The following is a 17,930-nucleotide window of genomic DNA, read 5'->3' as shown; positions in this document are numbered from 1 at the left end:
TTTTGGGTCCAATCCTCCGGAGAAACATGCGAGCCAAGCTGACGGTCGTTGCCGGCACGGGACTATGCACGCTCACGCTGATCGGATGCTCTACTCACGAACGGACGGCGGCGGTTCCCGTGGATCCGGCGCTCATCCAAAACAGCTACGACTACACCAAGCCGCGCGATGTCCATGACAAGACAAAGCCCGTCTATATGCTGCCCGTCATTAACACCGGGTGGGCGAAGGCGGAGGTCGATCCGAAAACCGGACAGTGGATCGGCGGTCACTATGTCGGAACGGTAATCGATCAGGGGCATTGGGCGACGCTCGAGGAAGCGGAACTTTCCGGAAGGCCCTACATGCGGGCCGACAACGGCCAGATGGTCGTTCCCAACCCGCCGGAGGCCAACCCCGGCACGGGGGACAACGGGATGGAGATCGATCTGACGACCATGCGCAACCGCCTCGCCAAGCTGGAAAGCATGGTTGCGGACGCCGTTCCCGGCGGTCCGGTCCGGGAGGCGATCAACACCAATGCCGCGCAGCAAAAAAAGCGTGACGGGCAGGCGAAAACCCTGCCTTCGATCCGTGTGGGGGAACCCGAGGGGGAATCGGCCGGGAGCCCCTTTTCCGGGTCGCGGCCCCACAAGACATCGGCGATCGTGGTCGGAGACGAAGAGCCGGAGGCGACAACTCCTCCGCCGGAACGGCGCGGGAACCGCTCCGGGGCCGTCCTCGAGGTTCCCATCGGCAAGGCCGGTCAAGCGATGGCGGTCAAAGCCCCCCAGGGGGACTATGTCGTGCTCGAGTTTCTCCCGAACCGCGCCGTCAAGGCGGTCTATCGAGGCCAGACGATCCGCCGGCTGGCACCCGCCGGGAAGGACGTCGTGCAGATCACCTTGCCGGAATAGCGAATCGGCTTCGGCCGATGCTTTAGCCGTTCAGCCCCGCGGCCGCCCGCTTCGGAGGACGGCCGCGCCGCCGAAGCGGCGGCTTTTGCGCATCCTGGTCAAGGACGGCCTCAACTTCTCGGCAGACGCCGTCGATGTCGATCGCCAGTCGGGAGCAGAGTTCCCGGAGGAGATCGGGAACATTCTGTAGGCGCTCCGCCTCAAGCTCGGCGCTGAAGAGCAGATCCACCAGGAGCGCACGCCGCTTGGCAGGTTCGAGCGCGCGCACCAGCGCCACGGTCTCCTCATGAGTCCCGAGCTTGAGCTGCTGCCGTTCGAAGACACCGGCGACGACCAGACGCGGCACGAGCCGGAGAATGCAGCCCAGAAAGAGATCATCCAGTCCGACGTGGCTTTCCAAGGCGGCCTTTTGGCTCGCTTGCGACACCAGAGAGCGGCAGCTTAGCCGGATGAACTCCGCCCGCTGCCTCTCGTTTTGCTTTCGTAGGTCTTCTTCGGTGAGGGCGGCATGCGCCTTCCGGGCAAAGGCGTAGCCGCGCCGCTTGAGCGCCGAGAGGGCTTCCTCCTTCCGCAAAAGCTGATGAATTGTTCCGACCGGGCTCCTCGCAAGAAAGAGACGCAAACGCGAATGCGGTTCGCGACACTGGAGCTCCTCTGCCAGAAGAGCGCTCCAGCGGCGTCCCGACGGATCCCAGGGACACTTGACCTCCAGGTCGATGTAGCGGGACTCTTCGCTGAGCTGCGCCGTCCCCAAGAGGAACTCGTCGACCGCCTCCGAATCGGGCACCACCGCGTTTCCCTCCGCCCAGGCCCGTTGGCAGCGGCGCATCCAGTCCGCCTCCCGCTTGCGCGCAAAGCAGTCGGGGTCTGTGCAGATCATGGGATCGGAAATGTCCGAATAGAGGTCCTTGGCATTCCCCGTGCGGGAAGGGCAATTCAAGCAGGAGGGCACCTCCGGGAGCAGATCCGCCGCGTGGAGCGGGAATTCCGCCTTCCGGAGATCCAGGAGGTAGTTCTCGAGCACGAGCTTGCCGACTTCCGCCGTGGAGAGCCGCTTGCTCAACGCCTCCGAGGTGACGAGCGACCGAAGAGAGGCCAGCGGGATGCGTGCGATGTACCAGCCGGCCCTCCGGCCCATCCGCCCCGTGCGGATCGCCTCCTTGGCGGCTTCCGGAAGGCGATTGAGCAGCAGCATGCGGGCGACATAGTCCCGTCCTTTGCCGATGATGGAGGCCACCTCCCGCGGAGTCATCTTGCCCACGTCGATCATCGCCTGCAGGCCCGCGGCCTCCTCGATCGGATTGAGACCCGAGCGCTGGATGTTCTCCATAACGGCGATGCTGATCGCGGTCTTCTCGTCCAGATGCCGGACGAAACATTCGATCGTGGCGCGCCCGAGCCGCTGACATGCGCGCCAGCGCCGCTCTCCGGCGACGATTTGATAGCGCTGCTCGCCCCGGGGGGTAACCAGGATCGGATGGAGCAGCCCATGGCGCTTGATCGATTCCGCCAACTCCGCCAACCCTTCTTCCGGAAAGCTTTTTCTTGGGTTATGCGGCGAAGCGACAATTTGGTCCAAGGGTATCGACTTGATCTCGGAGTCGGTCTTCATTCGAAATCCTCCGGGCACTCCTCGTCGAGAGGGAGCGGCTGGTGGAGTTGGTGGGCAGCCACCCCGACGGGAAGGGGGTGGAGCGCATAGCAGCGCTCGTGGCGCAAGAGCCCGATACGCATCGTTTCGAGCGCCGTCGTCAAGATCCGCTCGACCGTCTTTGCCGGGAGGCGGAGCCTCCTTGCGACCTCCCGCGGGGTCAGCGGCTTGCTCTCCTCTTCGTCAAGCCCGAAGGAAAGGCGAACGACGCGCTGGGCCTGCCGGTCGAGTCCCGAGAGAAGCAGCTTTAAGGTGAGAAGCCGATCTTCTTCTCCCCCTTCTTCCTCCTGGCCCGACCCTTCGGGGGCGGGCAGAAGGTCGAGGCAGGTTCGATCATCTTCCTCCCCTGGGCGGCCGACCTGGGCGTGAAGGCTCGCGTCTCCACGGTAGACCCCTACGATCGAAGCGAGGGTCGATTCCGAATAGCCCCACTGCCGGCCGATCTCCTCCCAGTCGAGCCCCTGGTCGATCAGGCGCTCCATTTTTCGATAGGCACGGTAGACCCAAGCGGGCCGGCGGACAGGACTCCGGTAGGCTTGCGCGAATTCCCGGACTCGATTCCCGATGTGGTGGACGGCATAGTCGAGAAAACGGACGCCCGCGCCGGCGTTCCACCGGCCGAGAGCATCCACCACCCCGATCCAGCCCACGTTTTCCGCATCCGGCCAGAGGTCCGTACGGGCCGGAAGGTAGAACCGAGCCGCCTCCTTCCGCGCGGGTTCGGTGTGTGCGCAGAGCCATCGTAACGCATCCGGATCCCCTGCCTGCGCCGCCAACACGCGCGGCTGCTGTTCGGCTAATTGACTTTCGTATTCCTTCGTGCGCTCCCGGGCGCGCACGATCCATGCGGGAACGCTCCTCCTTTTCCCAGCCACCATTTTTCCTCCTTTCTCCTCTTTAGGGTTCCGTCGTCTCGAAGGACAACAACCGTTTCGAGGTAAGATTAAAGAGAAGGGGAGAAACTGCCATGTGACGTTTTTGTGAATTTTTTTTAACGTTGCGACCCATCTCGATTTGCTTATCGCCCAGACGATTCCTTCTCATTGTAAAGCCGAGAAGCCGTGGACTCTAATAGAGGGGAGGGCGAATCGACCCGGGACGCGACGCCGTGCGGATATGACGGCCCGGCCCGAAATGAACGGAATTCTAAGTGACATTCTATCCGCATAGCTTGCATTCGTTCCTGTCTTGTTGCCGCATCGGGAAATGTCGATGTTAAGAAAAGGCATCTGTTAAGATCGGCCTGGACGGCGGGCGTTCGCGCGGCGGGGCCCTCGTCCGGCTTCGGGCCGGGTGACGGTCGGCCGTCGATCGATCCACGGGGAGCCATGAACAACCGATTCACCGCTCTTCTTGGCGCCGTTCTTCTCTGGATCACCGCATCCGGCTTTGCCCATGCCGCCCCGCCAGCCCGCGGCGGCGACACGCTCGACCGGGGCGTGGACGCCCTCAACGAGCACGCGGAAGAAGCCGGCCGCTGGCTGTATGCCCACGCTAAGCGGGTCAACCGCGCGATCACGCCCTTGTGTCTTGCCTTGGCGATCGCGATCGCCGGCTGGCGCCTCCTTCGCGGGCGGTCAAACGGCGAGGGGGCGGCCAATGCCGCGCTCTATCTTCTGCTCTCCGCCCTGTTGATTCTCCGGGCTCCCGAAATCTTTTTGCATCCCGCCAAGGGGCTGCTCCCGAACGCGGCGCAGCTCGCCGCCAATCGGCTGGCCCGGCTTTCGCCGGAAGGGGCTCGGGGGAAAAATGCGCGACAATGGTGGCGGCATTGGCTCGGATCCCTTGACGATCCCGGCGGCGGCAAGCTCTCGCCCACCTACGCGCAAGAGAGGGTCCTGGGGTTTCCGGAGGGGGGAGGCAGAGCCCGCCGTTACCTCATCGATCAGGCGCGCCGCGCGTTGACCGCTTCGGCCCGGCAGGATCTTCTTCCGGGCAAGAAGCTCGACAACGCCCTCAACACGCTCCTGCTCCTGGCGGAGAGAAAATCGTTGCGTCTCCTTCTCTTTCTCTCCCTGGCGCTCCTAGGCATCGCTTTCTTTCTCCTTTCGGGGCTTCAGCTGCTTTTCTGCGGCGCAAGCACCTTTCTTTGGGAGCTGACCATGGCGGCGGCGCTTGTGGCGCTCCCCGGGATTTTGGTGGGATTTCCTGTGCGCCACGGGCGGACCTGGCTCCGACTCTTCCTTATCGCATCGCTGGTCCCGATTCTCTGGTCGCTGCTCGCAGCCCTCTCGTATCTCGGCCTGACAACGCTCTTTGCGTCGGTGCTCGGGGAGAGGGGGCTCTTCAGCGAGCTGCGGGAGACCGGCGGCGAATGGCTCAGGGGGCTGGCGAGCAAAAGATCGCTGCTCCTGGTGTTCTGGTCGCTCACCCCGGAGCTTCCGCGAATGATCTTCCTGGGACTGTACGAGATGATGGGCGGCCTGATCGGCTACTGCACCGTGGCGATCACCGTCTGCTCCACCCTCTTCCTGGGCGCCGTCCTCCCACTGGCCGGCCTCTGGCACGTCCTCCGCCGCAGCGGCAGCATAGCCGATTCCCTCCTAGCCGGGTGGCTGGACCTACACCGGGAGATCGCCATCGCCGCAACGGCTCTGGGGGCATTCCTGGCGGAGAAGACCCGGCGGCTCGCGGCCGAGGAGCCGGCCCCGACCGATCCGCGAGCCGGCATCGAGCCGAGGACGGTCGATGCGGGCGAGGCCGGAAGCGGCTGCCTATCCTAATAGCAGGCGGAGGAGGCTGGAATCGGATCCGGCGAACGGCGTCCGTTTGGCCCGCCCGATGCGGCCAGGAACACGAATCCGCTCAAGTGGCTTAGAGGGAGAGATATGCGTAGAAGCGTATGCGGCATCCTGATTGCTTTTCTCTGGGGGGCGACAGCTTGGGGCGATCCTCCGTCGGCGCCCCCGCAGACGGCGACGGCGGCCGGGGCGGTTGCGCCGCCTCGCAAGAGCGTCAAGAGCACCCCGGCCGGGCGACCGCCGGACACGCAAGATGACGGCGTCTGGCGACCGGTGCCATCGGGCCCGCTGGCCGAAGGCGCCGCCGCTTCGCCGGAGGAGACGGCGGGATCGGAGGAGCGGGGCGGCGAGCCGGCAGAGGCTTCGGCCGCGCAGGCGCACGGGATCGTCCTCGACTTTCGAACGCGGGAGTTGATGGAACTCAAGAGGATCGCCAGAGAGCTGGGCGGCGATCTTGTCATCTCGATCGAGCCCCGCGGCATTTCTCCGGCGGACCTGATCGTCCCGCTCAAGAGTTCGGGTCTTTTCGAGGTTTCCGCCAAGGACGGGCGAATTTTTTTGATCACCTCTAACGGCGAAGGCCAGAAGCACGAGCTGGAGCGCGAGATCGCCGCCCTGGCACGAAGGCAGGCGGCCCTCTTGCGCAATATCGAGGTGCTGGAAGCCCTGCGGGCGGAGGGGAAGGTGGTCGACCCGAGGGAAGGCCAAGAGCCGGGGAACGCGCGCGGTATCGCCGCAGAGGGAAGCCCGCCCGCCGCCCCTCCCAACGCCGACAATTCCGACTATCCGCTCCCGGTGAAGTAAGATGCGCCCGCTGCGCTTCTCGATCCTCGCCTCCGTTTTGCTCGCGTGGACCGGGAATGCGCTCGTGGCGCGCGAAATTCCCGACCTGCTCGGCGGGACCAAGCCCTCGGCAAAGCCGGAGCCGAAGGAAAAGGGAGAAAGCGCTCTTCCCGCCGAGGAGACTACGAGGAAGGATGCGCCGGCGGCGCGGCCAGAGACTCCACCGGTCGAGCGCGCGCCGCAGCGATGCGTCCCGGGCGTCATGCGCCGGAGTCTTGCTTTGCCGTCCAAAGAGGGATGCTGGGTCGCTCGCTGGATCCATCCCGATGGAGAAGAAAGCGGGCCGATCCCGCTCTGGATCGACCGGCAGGGGAACGGCCATTTTCTTCTGGAGGCCACCATGGTCTTAGGAGAGGACCTCCCCTTTATGGCCTCCGCTCCCCGGGTTTCCGCCTGCCAAGTCTTGAGTCTTTTCCAGGAGCCGGGAGGCGGCTTCCGGCCGATCGCCTCGGACGTTTGGATCGAGCTTCCGGCGCCGGGGGGCGCGACCGAACGCCGGCCGACGGGCAAGGGGGGATGGCGGGGAGTCGGACCGCTGGTCGCTCCCCGGAATGTATTCTCCCCCTTCCTCTCGGCGCTCCGAGAGGCGGATGACCCCGCAATCCGGAGCCTCGCGGCATTCCGATGGCCCGATGTCGTCCTCTTGCATCTGCCCGGGAAGCCGCCGGTTGCCGAAGAAGGGGAGACCCAGGCGCCCCCTCCCGAAGGCGACTAGAGAATAGTTGCGCCACCGGCGAGGCGGCGCCGACCGTGCGTATTCTTCCCTTTCTTCCCCGCCGTGAGGGGATCGAAACGCCGCGCCGTGTCCTATTCCCACCTCCATGAACACAAACTTTCCATCGATTGGTTACCGCGCATTCTTGGGAGTTCTCTTGGTCTTCTTCGTGCTTCTCACCGCCGATGCGCTCTGGGCGCAGGCGGTGATGCCGAGCACAAGCGGGGCCACCGGCTTTTCCCAACCCATCGTCTACGCCCGGCAGGTCCTGACCGATTACGCGTTCCAGATCTCTCTGGCGATGCTCGTCTTCGGCGGGGTGATGTGGTTCTTCAACCGGCCGGCATTCACGATCGGTGCCCTGGTGGCGGCGGGCGTGATCTACGGAGGCCCCCAGTTGGCCAACGGCATCGCGCAGATGGCCAACGCGGGTGCGATGGGACAGCACTAAGAGCCTTCCGCCGACCGCGGCCGCAAATCGCCGCCGAGGGCAACGGCTCGAAGAAGAATCGGCAAACGACGAGGACAGATGAATCCGCAACCGCTCCTGCCTCTGGTTCTTGCGCAATCCGCCAGCCTCTCGCAGCCGGTGATCTCGGTGGTGCAGACGGCCTACGAGCAGATTCTGACACCGGTCAGCTTGGAGCTGCTCTCGCTCTATACGATCTACCTGGGGCTCTCGCATTCGATCCACACGGTCGAAACCGAGCGCTGGTTTGCGTTCTTCGCGGGAGCCCTGGTGATCGTGAGCGCGACAGGACTCGGGCAGATCTTCCTGCAAAGCTTCTCGGGGTCATAACCGGAAAGCCGGCCGGCCTATCAGGGAGGGAAGACGCGAGGGTCGACTCTGCTGTTATTCCGAGCCCATCTCCGGGACGCAGAACCAGTTCCTTCCGCCATCGACGCCCATGACCGATCGAACGCCGGGAGTGGTCGGCTTCCAGCCCGCCTACTCGTTCTCCAACCTGCAACGCGGTCCCGAGAGGCGGGGCGGATTGCCGGTCACCCGGTCGGTAGTGCTGGCCAACGAGAAGGACACCTTTCTCGGCCTGGAAGGGCCGTTGATCTTCGTGCCCGCGCTCGTCTTCATCACGCTCCACAAGATCACCAAGAATTTCTTTCTCTGCCTGATCGCCTTCGTGGCCGTCTACCTTTTCCTGCGCATCTACCTCAACGACAAGCCGAAGGATTTCCTGAAGCTGATGGCGGACTATCACCAGCTCCCAAAGCGCTACGAGCATCGTTTTCACAATGTCCTGACCCGCTTCGATCCGGCGTCGATCTTCGAACCGCACTCCTCCCGATGAGCACCTTCTTTGCCCCACCGCGGAGGCTATGGGAAAAAACCCAGCTCTTCCATGCCAAGAAAACGCCGGTGTTCCATGACTGGAGCGACGCCTGCCCCTACGTGGGGCTGTACGACCGGTTTCTCGTCGACAAGTTCGGGGCGGTCCATGCCTTCTACCGCACCTACTTCCCGCAGGCCGACATTGCGAGTCCCGAGCGGCTTTCCGAGCTCCAGGAGCAGCTCCGGCTGCTCTTGACGCAGCTGCCTCCGGAAATCGCCCAAACCCAGCACCTCTTCACCTGCAACGGGGATTACGGTCCTGTCCTGGAAGAGTTTGCGCGTATCCCCTCTCATCCGTCCGTCGCTCCGATGCGGGCCGAGAAGGCCCGGAGGCTCTCCGAGCGGATGGTGGCCCGAAAGCTGGTCTGGATCGAAACGCACACGATCCTTACGGCCGTCCCGAGCCACCAATCCGGGCAGGGGGGAAGCGAATGGACCCAGCGGGTGAGCGGCCAAGGAGCCCCCTCCATTGAACGGAGGCGGATCACGCGCGCCGAATTCGATGCGGCGGTGCACAGCCTCGAAATGGCCGAATCGGTCTTTGTCGATACCGCGCGACGCGCCGGTGCCCGCGTCAGCCCGCTCGATGCCCACGGAATCGCCGAGTATTTCTTCCGCCTCTGGAATCCCGGGCTCGCCGTGGAGAACGGCATGCGCGTCAACTACGACTATAACCGGATGCCCTTCGTCGACGCCTGGATGCTCCAAGAGGTCCGGGTAGAGCCCGATCACCTGCGGATCGGCGATTATGCCCACGGCTTGGTTTCTTTGGTCAGTCTTCCGCTCGAAACGCGCCCCCGGGACATGGAGCGGATGACGGTCGGTCTTCCGTTCCGGGATGTCCGCGTCAGCTTGATCGTCCGGCGAACAAGCAAGCTGGCGGAAATGGAGAAGCTGCGGAACCGGATCGACTGGGCCGACCAGCGGATGCGGATGGGGTTGAACCTAATCGACATGCTCCATAAGCCGCATGATGATCGCCGCGAATCCGGCGTTCAAAATATCGAGGCCTGGATGCAGATCGAGGAGGCCCAGTCGCTCTTAAGCGATGTGCGTTCCGGGGCCGACGACCTTGTCCAGATCCAGTTGACCGTCCATTCCTGGCATCGGGAGGCGAGCGAGCTTCGCCGCCGGGCCAAGCAGATCCTCAACCGGTTCGGCGATCTCTCCCGTGCGCGGGGCTGGATCGAGCGATCGAGCCTTCTGCCGGTCTTCATGACCGAAATGCCGGGGGTCTACGCCCCGCTCCTCCGGCCCCTTCTTGTCCGCGCCAGAATGGCCGCCGATCTAATGCCTATTTTCCGCGGCCTCGAAACTCAGGAAAGGCCGGTTCACCTCTTCGGGAACACCACCGGCGGCCTCGTCGCTCTTGATCTGGAGGACAAGAGGAACGAAGGGGCGACGATGCTCTACGTGAGCGGGGTCAAAGGCTCCGGGAAGAGCGTGCTCGCCCAGCTGATCGTCCTCCGCCATATCGGTCCGGACTCGATCCTCCTCATCATCGACAAAGGATCGAGCTACGATCGGCTGGTCGAGCTTCTCGGAGGAACCACGGTCCGGCTCGACGCGGGTCATCCCATCTGCTTCAACCCGTTCCAGGTTTACGTCGGGGCGACCGCCTCCGGGGAGCTTCGGGAACCGGAGCCGGCCGAGCTCGCCAAGGTCATCAACTGCCTGGAGATTTTGGCGAACGCCGGCCAGGACGAGGGGCTTTCGACCGAAGGGAGGAACATCCTTGAGGCGATCACGCGGCAGACCTTTTCCAACGCCGTCAAGAACCGCGAGCAGCTGGTCACGCTCAGCGACTTCACCCGGCAGCTCGCCTACCGGTCCGATGCCCGTTTTCTGGCGGAACGGCTCAAGCCCTTCAGCGAGGGGCGCTATCGGGATTGGTTCAACGGAGAAACCCAATTCCACCTGAAAAGCCGGGTGGTCCATTTCGACTTCGAGCATGTCGCCAAGGACGAGACCCTGGCGGCCGCCCTGATTCCCATGTCGACCCTCTTCGTAAGCGACATGATCCTTTCGCATCCGGAGGTCTTCAAGATCCTGGTCTTCGGCGAGATGTGGCAGCACATCAATAACCCGACGAGCGCCAACCTCATCGTCGACGCGTTCAAAACGTACCGCAAGAAACGGTGCGCCATCGTCGGGGAATCCCAGGCAATCCTCGATCTAACGGACAACTCCAAGGTGGCCAAGGCGGTGATCCAGAACGTGGATACCTGGATCATGCTGCCGCAGGGAAGCGAGCAGCACGTCGAGTTCGCCGTCAAGGAGCTTGAGCTCACCAAGGGGCAACGCGATTGTCTGCTCAACCTCCGGAACGCGGCCCGCCTCCACCCCGATGGGGAAGTCGAGCTCTGGCGAGAGGCCTTCTACCTGCGGGGCAGGGGCGCCGATGCCCTCTCCGGGATCGTGCGCGTGGAGATCGAGCCCGAAGAGTATTGGCTGACGACGACCACGCCCGCCGACCTGCCCGCTTGGAAGGCGGCCCGGGAAGCGTTTCCCAACGACTTGGCTCAAGCCCTCTCTTCCCTGGCTCGCCGGTTCCCCATCGGGGTGCGCGAAGAGGCGGCGGGAAAATCCGCGATTCCTGCGGAACCGATGGCCATACGATGAAACCGTCCAGGCGCCGGTTATCCACGTCGGCGACTCTTCTCCTGATCCTCGGGATCGGAGCGGGGACCCTTGCGCTGCGGGCGGGAACCTTGTCCGAAGCCGTAGATCTCGACCCGGTGCTCGCCCAGACCGGATGGAAGGACCGGACCTTGAAATGGTTGATCAGCTCGGGCAACGGGCGCGATTTTCTGCGACCGGATTGGCTGGATACGATCCTCCTGCAATTCCTCCGAAAGGACGAGTCGTCCGCCCTCATCCGACGCGATCTTTTGCGTGGGGACGGGTTGCTGGCCGATGCGTTGACGCGAGGCTTCGAGATCCTTCGGGTCGGCAGCCGGACAGCCCGCGAACAGGTCGAGGAGTTGGCGCGGGAAGGGCACTGCCGTCTCTGGACAAGCCTTTCCACAAGCCAGCGTGCGGTCGGGGCCGTCCGGGACTACCTGCTCTCGACGCCGTCCGGCTACCCGTCGGCTCTCTTCGCCATCGATGCGTGGGAGCATGACGATCCCGACGCTTTCCCCGGTTCGGTCATGGAGACGGCGATGCGCTCCCTTCTCCTCCCGCCCAAGAAGCCCGAGGGCCTGGAAGCCCGGTGGGAGGCCGCAAAGAGGCTGGGCACGCTGGGCGGGGAGGGAGGGGGGGCCCTGCTCCTTTTGACGACCTTTCCCAAGAAGGAAGCAACCTTCTATGATACCCTCTGGCAGCTCGCCTGGCGCTCCCTGGTGGAAGATCCGCCTCTCCTCCGGGAATACCGCGACCGCTTGCTCTTTTCCTCCACGAGCCGCCGGTGGCTCGTGCAGACCTTGCAGACCGCTCTCGACTCGGTGGAGGGGGACAACTTCCTCCGCCACTACTTCGCCATCGATTTCCTCCACCCCACACCTGTCGGTCGGGCCAAATGGCTCTGGGAAGGCCTGGTGGGGCCCCGAGCGGGCGGCGGCCTCCTGCCCCTCGCCAAGAAGAAGCTCGCTTCTCTCTTGATGACCGATGACCGCTACGCCGACTTCCTTCTCTGGCATCTGACGCGGCCGGCCGAAGCGGCGGCGCAGGCGACCCGAAGCGCCCTTGTCCACGCGCTGCGGCAAGACGAGGGGGTTGTCCGCAAAGCCTTGCAGTCGATTTGGGAAGGGCAGATCGAGTTGGCGGGCCAGCTGGAGCAATCTCCCTGGTGGAGCCTCTGCGAGGCGACACGGGGGAAGAGCGCGGCCGAGATCCGCCGGAGCTCTTCCCGGGGCGAGCTCGATCGGAACTCGCTCCTGGGCGTAGGCGGAGTCATCGCTTCCTTGCTGGAAAGGAGCGATTCGGCCTGGTGCTCTCTGTTCGTGAACAAAGAGGAGGGAACTCCGCTAAGCTCGCCCTTTTTGCTCTCGGTCTTTCCCCTGCTCGTGCAGGTGACCCCGGAATGCGCCTTGGCTTGGCTCGATACGCTGCTGCACAACGATCAGGAGGCATTCGTCGCCTTCGGCCGGTGGATGACTTCGCGGCCGCAGGCACGCGTGGCCGTTCCCGCCTATGCCCCGTGGCTCCAGGAGGCGGGGGACCAGCTGCGGCAGGCTTTAGAAAAGAATAGCCCGGTGCTTGGGGAGGAGGCTCAGCTCTTCGTGGAAGCCTTCTCCCAGTGGGCGAGCGAGACGGGCTGGGAGCTCATCCTCCGCCGGCTGCAACGGGAAGTGGGCGTGGCCGAGGAGCTTCGCCGACTTTTCCTGACCAGTTGGCGTGCCGATCCGGAAGCCTTTTGGCGCGGCTACGGAGGGCTCGCCTACCTGCCGAGCGCCAAAACCGCCTGCGAGCGAGCGGCCGACACCTTGGTCGCCTACGGGGGTCCGGAAGCCGCGTTGCGCGCCATCGCCGGATGGGATTACGCGGTGGCCGATGCTTGCGGCCGCGTCTGGGACGCGCTGTGGGATTCCCCGCAGGATCGCGCACTTCTGGTCGAGGCGGTGCTTCACTCCGACGGGCTCAGCGATCTCAACGGCGTGCTCGTGACCGCTACCAAAAACGTGCTCGAGCGGCCGGAGGCGCGAGCGCTGGCGGACAAATTCGCCCGGTCCCTCGGAAAGACCACCGATCTTCTTCAGATCCTTGCCGAAGATCCGACCGCTACGCGGCAGATTCTCTCCGGCTGCCTGTCCGACCCCTCCTTCCGGGAGGGTTGGGAGAGATCGGTCTTCCTGGTCACCAAGTTCGGCGACCAATCGCCCGTGGTCGCCCAATGGATTCTTTCCAGAAAAGAAGCGCTGGACGGCTGGAAAAACGCCTTCGCCCTCGCCCTAAAGGAGCATCCGCTTTTCCTTCGCGCGGTCGTCGTGCGGATGGCGAAGGCGAAGGGGGGCGAGCTCGGCTGGGCTTCGGAGATGCGGATGCTCGAGCAGGCGATCATGACCGCGATCCTCACCGACCGGCTGCTTTGGGAAAACCTAATAGAGGATAAAACCGGAGGCATTGCGACCTATGTGCGAAAAACCATTCCGATTCCCTAGACTCACCTGGTTGGCCCTGGCCATCCTTGCCGGCGGCTGCGCCAGCCAGCCGTATACCCAGGGCGATTCGACCGGCCAGCTAGTGGCCGACAACGCCGTCCGCTACGGCTCGATGGCCGCCGCGGGCGCCGGAGGCTACTTTGCGGGCAAGGCGATCGGGGACACCGACCGCCGGCGCGGTGGGGGCCGGGGTAGGGGTTCTCGGGCAGTGGGCGGTCAACAAGTTCAACGATCGGAAGCGGAAGGACGCTTTCGAGCAAGGAGTGGCCGACGGCAAGGCTCAGGTTACGGCCGACATTTTAAACGAAAAATGGAAGAAAGAGGCGGAGTACGGCATTCCGCCCGAAGGAAAGAAGGTCGGGTATCCCAAATACCGGACGGCGTACGTTCCCTCCCGGAAAGACGAGAGCACGGGCGTCACCTATCCCGGGTCGTATCAGACGGTCCCGGTCTACCGCTGACGACCCGGACGGAGGATTCGAGATGAAAAAGATTCCCCTTTATGGCTCCCTGCTCGCCATCCTGTTCACCGCAGGCTGTTCCCACGAGGTCTACAACCAGTACGACAGTCCGACCCGCTCCATGACGGATGCCGCGGTCCGCTACGGCAGCATCGGCGGGGCGGGAACCGTCGGATATTTCGCCGGTCGACAACTGGGAGGCAGCGGAGCCGCCGGCGCCGCCGGCGCGGGGGTGGGCGCGGTCGGAGAATACGGGCTTCAGAAGTACAACGACAAGCGGCGGATGGATGCTTACCACAAAGGGATCGCCGTCGGAAAGGCGCAGGCGCTGGCCGAGCTCGCCCAAAACGAGGCCGACCTAAAAAAGAACGACGTCTATCCCTACAACCAGCGCGTCAATGAGCCGAGCTACCGGAGCACCTATGTGCCTTCCCGGAAGGATGACGCCAGCGGAGTAACCTACCCGGGGACGTACCAGACCGTCCCCGTCCTTCGGTAGTCCTTTCATAGCAAGGGCATCCCAGCGCTCCTTGTCGGATGAACGATCGGGGAAGCGAAGGGATGGGCGACTCCGGCCGTGGCGCCCAAGAGTTATGATTCGCGCTGCGGTATAGCCATCACCGCTGCTCTTGCATGGGCGGAACGGTTTGTCCCGCGGGATTCGGGTACGCGATTTCGTCAAGTTCCCGGTTGGCCTTTTCCTTGGCCGCTTTGTCCCCGCGGGCGTTGGCGCGAATCAGCTCCGAGAGCTTCTCGCCAAATTTGCGATTTTGCTCCTCGGTCAACTGGCTCTTGGGCTTTTCCCGCCCGAGCATGATCCGCAAGTAGCGCTCGCGCCGCGGGGAAAGAGCGGGAGGAATGAAATCCTTGGGTAGAAGACCCAACTCCTTCTGAGCCTCGATTACCTCGGGATAGTAATAGTCGATGGGCGTCCGAACCCCTTTGTCCGTATACATACCAACCGACGCTCGCTGCGCCTCTTCGAGGCCAAAGGCCTGGATGTACTTTTGATACCGCTGCTTTACCATGGCGACCGCTTCGGGAAAGCTGAGCCCTAGCAGCCATTTCTCACAAGCTTTCTCCTACGGCTTGCAAAACGGGCTCGTCTGCTTCGCTCCCGCTTGGTTTTCCATCCTCGCAGTATGTCTTCATACAGCTCCGGTGGAAAACCTGCGCCCGCCTCGCACCCAAGCCCATTTGCGGCGCCTCGGCTACGAAATTTGTGAGAAATGGCCGCTAGGCGGATCCACGGGATCCACGGGGGAGCATCATTGCTGAACCACTGGAAGCGCCAGGGAACCCGGACTTCCCCGTTTTATGCAAAGACATAGGCGATCGTACCTCCGAGGCCCGTGCGGGGTGGATTGGGATCCCAATCGACGAACTCGTAGTAGGTGATGCCGTTGGCGGCCTTGAGGCGGGCGACGATGACCTGCGGTACTCCGGAAAGATCCTCTGCCAATTCTCCGGCGAAATATCGAGAGGACGAGGGGACGGAGAGAGGGCTACCCCCTCCGCCCGAATCGGAGCAAGGAGCAAGCCGGAGGCGACCGCCAATGCGATCGCGGCGCACAAATCACCTGAGGGGTTCCCCAAAAGAGATCCTTCCAGGCTTCCGGGGAGATCTCCGGTGGACGGGCGCAAGGATGCAAGGGCTTGGCGCCGAAGAGGAGGGGAGGGGTCAGGAGGAGAACGAAGACGCTCCACAGGAGCGGCAGGCATCTGCGGCCGTGGCGCATCGGGAATGGCCGGGGAGCGGGCGGCACGGTTTGTGTGGGGAGGTTTCTTTTCATGGGCTTGATTTTCTGGGTGGAATCGGACCGATCCAGCGGAAAAAGCGGATCGGCTTTCCGCCGGCGGGCAAGGCCTTGCTGGCCGGGAGAATAGCTATGGTGCGAGCGGTCACGAACAGGATATCGCCGGCCAGCGATGCATCTCCCGGCGGGGATCAGGGGAGCCAAGTCCAAAGCTCCGGGCGATCCCTATCACCGACTCCTCGGGGGGATTGGCTGCTTTCCCTGGGCGTTCCCCGCCGGCGGCTGCTGGGCAGGGAAAGGATTGTCGCCGGATTCGCCGGTCAATTCCGAAAGGTCCAGCAACTCCAGGAGCTTGTTATTCGCCTCCTCGGCCGTCTTCCTGTCGCCTTCGAGGCTTGCGCGAATCATCCGGGCAAGCGCGTTGGCGATGGCTTCCTGGCGCGCTTCTTCCTCGGGAGTCATAGTGGGTTCTTCAATGCCGAGCAGATATTGAGGAAGCGCTGATCCTTGGGAGCCAGAGCCGGGAGGACGAAATCCTTCGGAAGAAGGCCCAGCTCTTTGGCCGCTTCGATGACTTCAGGATAGTAATCCCAAGGACTCTCTGCGAAGTGTGGGATGGGCGTGCCCGGCTTCCGTTCCGCCATCTCATGCCAGGCCCGGATCATCTCCTCCTTTCGGTTCTCCGCAATGGCATTTTGGAGCGATGGTAGCAAGTTTTGCTTTCGCATCTCCACCGCTTCGCGAAAAGTGAGCCCCAGCGCCGTCCACGGCGGCTCGGGTGGACCATTGTATACAAGATTGGTCCATAGACGGGTAGCCTTTCCGTCCTTGGCGCGAACATAAGTGCCTATAGGACCTACGCCATACTTGCTGTGAGGGTTCCACTCGGTGAAATCATAATAGGTGGCGCCATCGGCCGCCTTGATTTGCGCTCGGATCACCTGAGGGGTTCCCCAAAAGAGATCCTTCCAGGCTTCCGGGGAGATCTCCGGTGGACGGGCGCAAGGATGCAAGGGCTTGGCGCCGAAGAGGAGGGGAGGGGTCAGGAGGAGAACGAAGACGCTCCACAGGAGCGGCAGGCATCTGCGGCCGTGGCGCATCGGGAATGGCCGGGGGTCAGGCGGCACGGTTTGTGTGGGGAGGTTTCTTTTCATGGGCTTGATTTTCTGGGTGGAATCGGACCGATCCAGCGGAAAAAGCGGATCGGCTTTCCGCCGGCGGGCAAGGCCTTGCTGGCCGGAAGAATAGCTATGGTGCGAGCGGTCACGAACAGCATATCGCCGGCCAGCGATGCATCTCCCGGCGGGGATCAGGGGAGCCGAATCCTAAGCTCCGAGAGCTCTTTGTCACCGACTCCTCGGGGGGATTGGCTGTTTTCCCTGGGCGTTCCCCGCCGGCGGCTGCTGGGGAGGGGAAGGATTGTCGCCGGATTCGCCGGTCAATTCCGAAAGGTCCAGCAACTCCAGGAGCTTGTTATTCGCCTCCTCGGCCGTCTTCCTGTCGCCTTCGAGGCTTGCGCGAATCATCCGGGCAAGCGCGTTGGCGATGGCTTCCTGGCGCGCTTCTTCCTCGGGAGTCATAGTGGGTTCTTCAATGCCGAGCATGATATTGAGGAAGCGCTGATCCTTGGGAGCCAGAGCCGGGAGGACGAAATCCTTCGGAAGAAGGCCCAGCTCTTTGGCCGCTTCGATGACTTCAGGATAGTAATCCCAAGGACTCTCTGCGAAGTGTGGGATGGGCGTGCCCGGCTTCCGTTCCGCCATCTTATGCCAGGCCCGGATCATCTCCTCCTTTCGGTTCTCCGCAATGGCATCTTGGAGCGATGGTAGCAAGTTTTGCTTTCGCATCTCCACCGCTTCGCGAAAAGTGAGCCCCAGCGCCGTCCACGGCGGCTCGGGTGGACCATTGTATACAAGATTGGTCCATAGACGGGTAGCCTTTCCGTCCTTGGCGCGAACATAAGTGCCTATAGGACCTACGCCATACTTGCTGTGAGGGTTCCATTCGATGAAATCATAATAGGTGGCGCCATCGGCCGCCTTGATTTGCGCTTGGATCACCTGAGGGGTTCCCCAAAAGAGATCCTTCCAGGCTTCCGGGGAGATCTCCGGTGGACGGGCGCAAGGATGCAAGGGCTTGGCGCCGAAGAGGAGGGGAGGGGTCAGGAGGAGAACGAAGACGCTCCACAGGAGCGGCAGGCATCTGCGGCCGTGGCGCATCGGGAATGGCCGGGGGTCAGGCGGCACGGTTTGTGTGGGGAGGTTTCTTTTCATGGGCTTGATTTTCTGGGTTGAATCGGACCGATCCAGCGGAAAAAGCGGATCGGCTTTCCGCCGGCCCATGTTTGGGGGAAGGTCTTGTAAGTCGTTGCGAGACAGTACCCGTCATTTCCAATTGGCACTACAGGGGCTATTTT

19 protein-coding genes are annotated in these 17,930 nt (G+C 63.4%); 11 read left to right on the top strand and 8 right to left on the bottom strand.

Annotation, left to right across the window (positions count from 1 at the left end):
* The first annotated feature begins 26 nt into the window (after positions 1-26).
* Complete coding sequence (locus MTHMO_RS05490; RefSeq protein ID WP_202213887.1) at positions 27-896, top strand: hypothetical protein; 870 nt, start codon at positions 27-29, stop codon at positions 894-896.
* Positions 897-918: 22 nt separating this feature from the next.
* On the opposite strand, the gene MTHMO_RS05485 is transcribed toward MTHMO_RS05490, so the two are convergent.
* Both MTHMO_RS05485 and MTHMO_RS05480 read right to left on the bottom strand, forming a co-directional pair.
* Entirely contained in the window at positions 919-2,508 is a 1,590-nt protein-coding gene (locus MTHMO_RS05485) for a ParB/RepB/Spo0J family partition protein (RefSeq protein WP_202213886.1), read from the bottom strand.
* Positions 2,505-3,425 carry a sigma-70 family RNA polymerase sigma factor gene (locus tag MTHMO_RS05480; protein WP_202213885.1) on the bottom strand — a complete coding sequence of 307 codons (921 nt, stop codon included), beginning with the start codon at positions 3,423-3,425 and terminating at the stop codon, positions 2,505-2,507. Before MTHMO_RS05480 ends, MTHMO_RS05485 begins: the two co-directional genes overlap by 4 nt.
* A gap of 450 nt (positions 3,426-3,875) precedes the next feature.
* Here MTHMO_RS05480 and MTHMO_RS05475 point away from each other — a divergent pair, with 450 nt between their 5' ends.
* From MTHMO_RS05475 to MTHMO_RS05430, 10 genes are all read left to right on the top strand, one after another.
* Positions 3,876-5,270 (top strand): hypothetical protein, encoded by a 1,395-nt coding sequence (locus MTHMO_RS05475; RefSeq protein ID WP_202213884.1) that lies wholly within the window; start codon positions 3,876-3,878, stop codon positions 5,268-5,270.
* 105 nt (positions 5,271-5,375) lie between these two features.
* Positions 5,376-6,092, top strand: coding sequence for a hypothetical protein (locus MTHMO_RS05470; protein WP_202213883.1), 717 nt, complete (start codon positions 5,376-5,378; stop codon positions 6,090-6,092).
* 1 nt (position 6,093) lies between these two features.
* Positions 6,094-6,846 (top strand): hypothetical protein, encoded by a 753-nt coding sequence (locus tag MTHMO_RS05465; protein WP_202213882.1) that lies wholly within the window; start codon positions 6,094-6,096, stop codon positions 6,844-6,846.
* 106 nt (positions 6,847-6,952) lie between these two features.
* Positions 6,953-7,297, top strand: a complete 345-nt coding sequence (locus MTHMO_RS05460; protein WP_202213881.1) for a hypothetical protein — start codon at positions 6,953-6,955, stop codon at positions 7,295-7,297.
* Between the two features lie 78 nt (positions 7,298-7,375).
* Complete coding sequence (locus MTHMO_RS05455) at positions 7,376-7,645, top strand: hypothetical protein (RefSeq protein WP_202213880.1); 270 nt, start codon at positions 7,376-7,378, stop codon at positions 7,643-7,645.
* A gap of 109 nt (positions 7,646-7,754) precedes the next feature.
* The gene (locus MTHMO_RS05450) at positions 7,755-8,153 is read left to right on the top strand and encodes a hypothetical protein (protein WP_202213879.1); all 399 of its coding nucleotides are present in this window, start codon (positions 7,755-7,757) and stop codon (positions 8,151-8,153) included.
* Positions 8,150-10,816: a VirB4 family type IV secretion system protein gene (locus MTHMO_RS05445; protein ID WP_202213878.1), complete on the top strand. Its 2,667-nt coding sequence runs from the start codon at positions 8,150-8,152 to the stop codon at positions 10,814-10,816. Before MTHMO_RS05450 ends, MTHMO_RS05445 begins: the two co-directional genes overlap by 4 nt.
* A complete protein-coding gene (locus MTHMO_RS05440) occupies positions 10,813-13,296 on the top strand; it encodes a hypothetical protein (RefSeq protein WP_202213877.1) in 2,484 nt (827 codons plus the stop codon). Before MTHMO_RS05445 ends, MTHMO_RS05440 begins: the two co-directional genes overlap by 4 nt.
* Before the next feature lie 179 nt (positions 13,297-13,475).
* Positions 13,476-13,757, top strand: coding sequence for a hypothetical protein (locus MTHMO_RS10895; RefSeq protein WP_237394788.1), 282 nt, complete (start codon positions 13,476-13,478; stop codon positions 13,755-13,757).
* Positions 13,758-13,779: 22 nt separating this feature from the next.
* Positions 13,780-14,256 carry a hypothetical protein gene (locus MTHMO_RS05430; RefSeq protein ID WP_202213876.1) on the top strand — a complete coding sequence of 159 codons (477 nt, stop codon included), beginning with the start codon at positions 13,780-13,782 and terminating at the stop codon, positions 14,254-14,256.
* 118 nt (positions 14,257-14,374) lie between these two features.
* On the opposite strand, the gene MTHMO_RS05425 is transcribed toward MTHMO_RS05430, so the two are convergent.
* The 6 genes from MTHMO_RS05425 to MTHMO_RS05400 form a co-directional block, all read right to left on the bottom strand.
* Positions 14,375-14,785 carry a hypothetical protein gene (locus MTHMO_RS05425; protein WP_202213875.1) on the bottom strand — a complete coding sequence of 137 codons (411 nt, stop codon included), beginning with the start codon at positions 14,783-14,785 and terminating at the stop codon, positions 14,375-14,377.
* Between the two features lie 287 nt (positions 14,786-15,072).
* Positions 15,073-15,219, bottom strand: a complete 147-nt coding sequence (locus MTHMO_RS05420; RefSeq protein WP_202213874.1) for a hypothetical protein — start codon at positions 15,217-15,219, stop codon at positions 15,073-15,075.
* A gap of 43 nt (positions 15,220-15,262) precedes the next feature.
* Positions 15,263-15,550 (bottom strand): hypothetical protein, encoded by a 288-nt coding sequence (locus MTHMO_RS05415; protein WP_202213873.1) that lies wholly within the window; start codon positions 15,548-15,550, stop codon positions 15,263-15,265.
* 192 nt (positions 15,551-15,742) lie between these two features.
* A complete protein-coding gene (locus MTHMO_RS05410; protein WP_202213872.1) occupies positions 15,743-15,976 on the bottom strand; it encodes a hypothetical protein in 234 nt (77 codons plus the stop codon).
* The gene (locus MTHMO_RS05405) at positions 15,973-16,668 is read right to left on the bottom strand and encodes a hypothetical protein (RefSeq protein WP_202213871.1); all 696 of its coding nucleotides are present in this window, start codon (positions 16,666-16,668) and stop codon (positions 15,973-15,975) included. Before MTHMO_RS05405 ends, MTHMO_RS05410 begins: the two co-directional genes overlap by 4 nt.
* Before the next feature lie 192 nt (positions 16,669-16,860).
* Positions 16,861-17,787, bottom strand: coding sequence for a hypothetical protein (locus MTHMO_RS05400; RefSeq protein ID WP_202213870.1), 927 nt, complete (start codon positions 17,785-17,787; stop codon positions 16,861-16,863).
* Between the last annotated feature and the right edge of the window lie 143 nt (positions 17,788-17,930).

The organism is Methylacidimicrobium sp. AP8, assembly GCF_903064525.1.
In the GTDB taxonomy this organism is placed as follows: Bacteria; Verrucomicrobiota; Verrucomicrobiia; order Methylacidiphilales; family Methylacidiphilaceae; genus Methylacidimicrobium.
Note: the sequence above shows the minus strand (reverse complement) of the source record. Positions and strands in the feature narration are given on the sequence as shown.

Excerpts from the sequence above, each read along its gene's own strand:
- MTHMO_RS05490 (WP_202213887.1), top strand. The coding sequence starts at position 27 with ATGCGAGCCAAGCTGACGGTCGTTGCCGGCACGGGACTATGCACGCTC.
- MTHMO_RS05485 (WP_202213886.1), bottom strand. The coding sequence starts at position 2,508 with ATGAAGACCGACTCCGAGATCAAGTCGATACCCTTGGACCAAATTGTC.
- MTHMO_RS05480 (WP_202213885.1), bottom strand. The coding sequence starts at position 3,425 with ATGGTGGCTGGGAAAAGGAGGAGCGTTCCCGCATGGATCGTGCGCGCC.
- MTHMO_RS05475 (WP_202213884.1), top strand. The coding sequence starts at position 3,876 with ATGAACAACCGATTCACCGCTCTTCTTGGCGCCGTTCTTCTCTGGATC.
- MTHMO_RS05470 (WP_202213883.1), top strand. The coding sequence starts at position 5,376 with ATGCGTAGAAGCGTATGCGGCATCCTGATTGCTTTTCTCTGGGGGGCG.
- MTHMO_RS05465 (WP_202213882.1), top strand. The coding sequence starts at position 6,094 with ATGCGCCCGCTGCGCTTCTCGATCCTCGCCTCCGTTTTGCTCGCGTGG.
- MTHMO_RS05460 (WP_202213881.1), top strand. The coding sequence starts at position 6,953 with ATGAACACAAACTTTCCATCGATTGGTTACCGCGCATTCTTGGGAGTT.
- MTHMO_RS05455 (WP_202213880.1), top strand. The coding sequence starts at position 7,376 with ATGAATCCGCAACCGCTCCTGCCTCTGGTTCTTGCGCAATCCGCCAGC.
- MTHMO_RS05450 (WP_202213879.1), top strand. The coding sequence starts at position 7,755 with ATGACCGATCGAACGCCGGGAGTGGTCGGCTTCCAGCCCGCCTACTCG.
- MTHMO_RS05445 (WP_202213878.1), top strand. The coding sequence starts at position 8,150 with ATGAGCACCTTCTTTGCCCCACCGCGGAGGCTATGGGAAAAAACCCAG.
- MTHMO_RS05440 (WP_202213877.1), top strand. The coding sequence starts at position 10,813 with ATGAAACCGTCCAGGCGCCGGTTATCCACGTCGGCGACTCTTCTCCTG.
- MTHMO_RS05430 (WP_202213876.1), top strand. The coding sequence starts at position 13,780 with ATGAAAAAGATTCCCCTTTATGGCTCCCTGCTCGCCATCCTGTTCACC.
- MTHMO_RS05425 (WP_202213875.1), bottom strand. The coding sequence starts at position 14,785 with ATGGTAAAGCAGCGGTATCAAAAGTACATCCAGGCCTTTGGCCTCGAA.
- MTHMO_RS05415 (WP_202213873.1), bottom strand. The coding sequence starts at position 15,550 with ATGAAAAGAAACCTCCCCACACAAACCGTGCCGCCCGCTCCCCGGCCA.
- MTHMO_RS05410 (WP_202213872.1), bottom strand. The coding sequence starts at position 15,976 with ATGACTCCCGAGGAAGAAGCGCGCCAGGAAGCCATCGCCAACGCGCTT.
- MTHMO_RS05405 (WP_202213871.1), bottom strand. The coding sequence starts at position 16,668 with ATGAAAAGAAACCTCCCCACACAAACCGTGCCGCCTGACCCCCGGCCA.
- MTHMO_RS05400 (WP_202213870.1), bottom strand. The coding sequence starts at position 17,787 with ATGAAAAGAAACCTCCCCACACAAACCGTGCCGCCTGACCCCCGGCCA.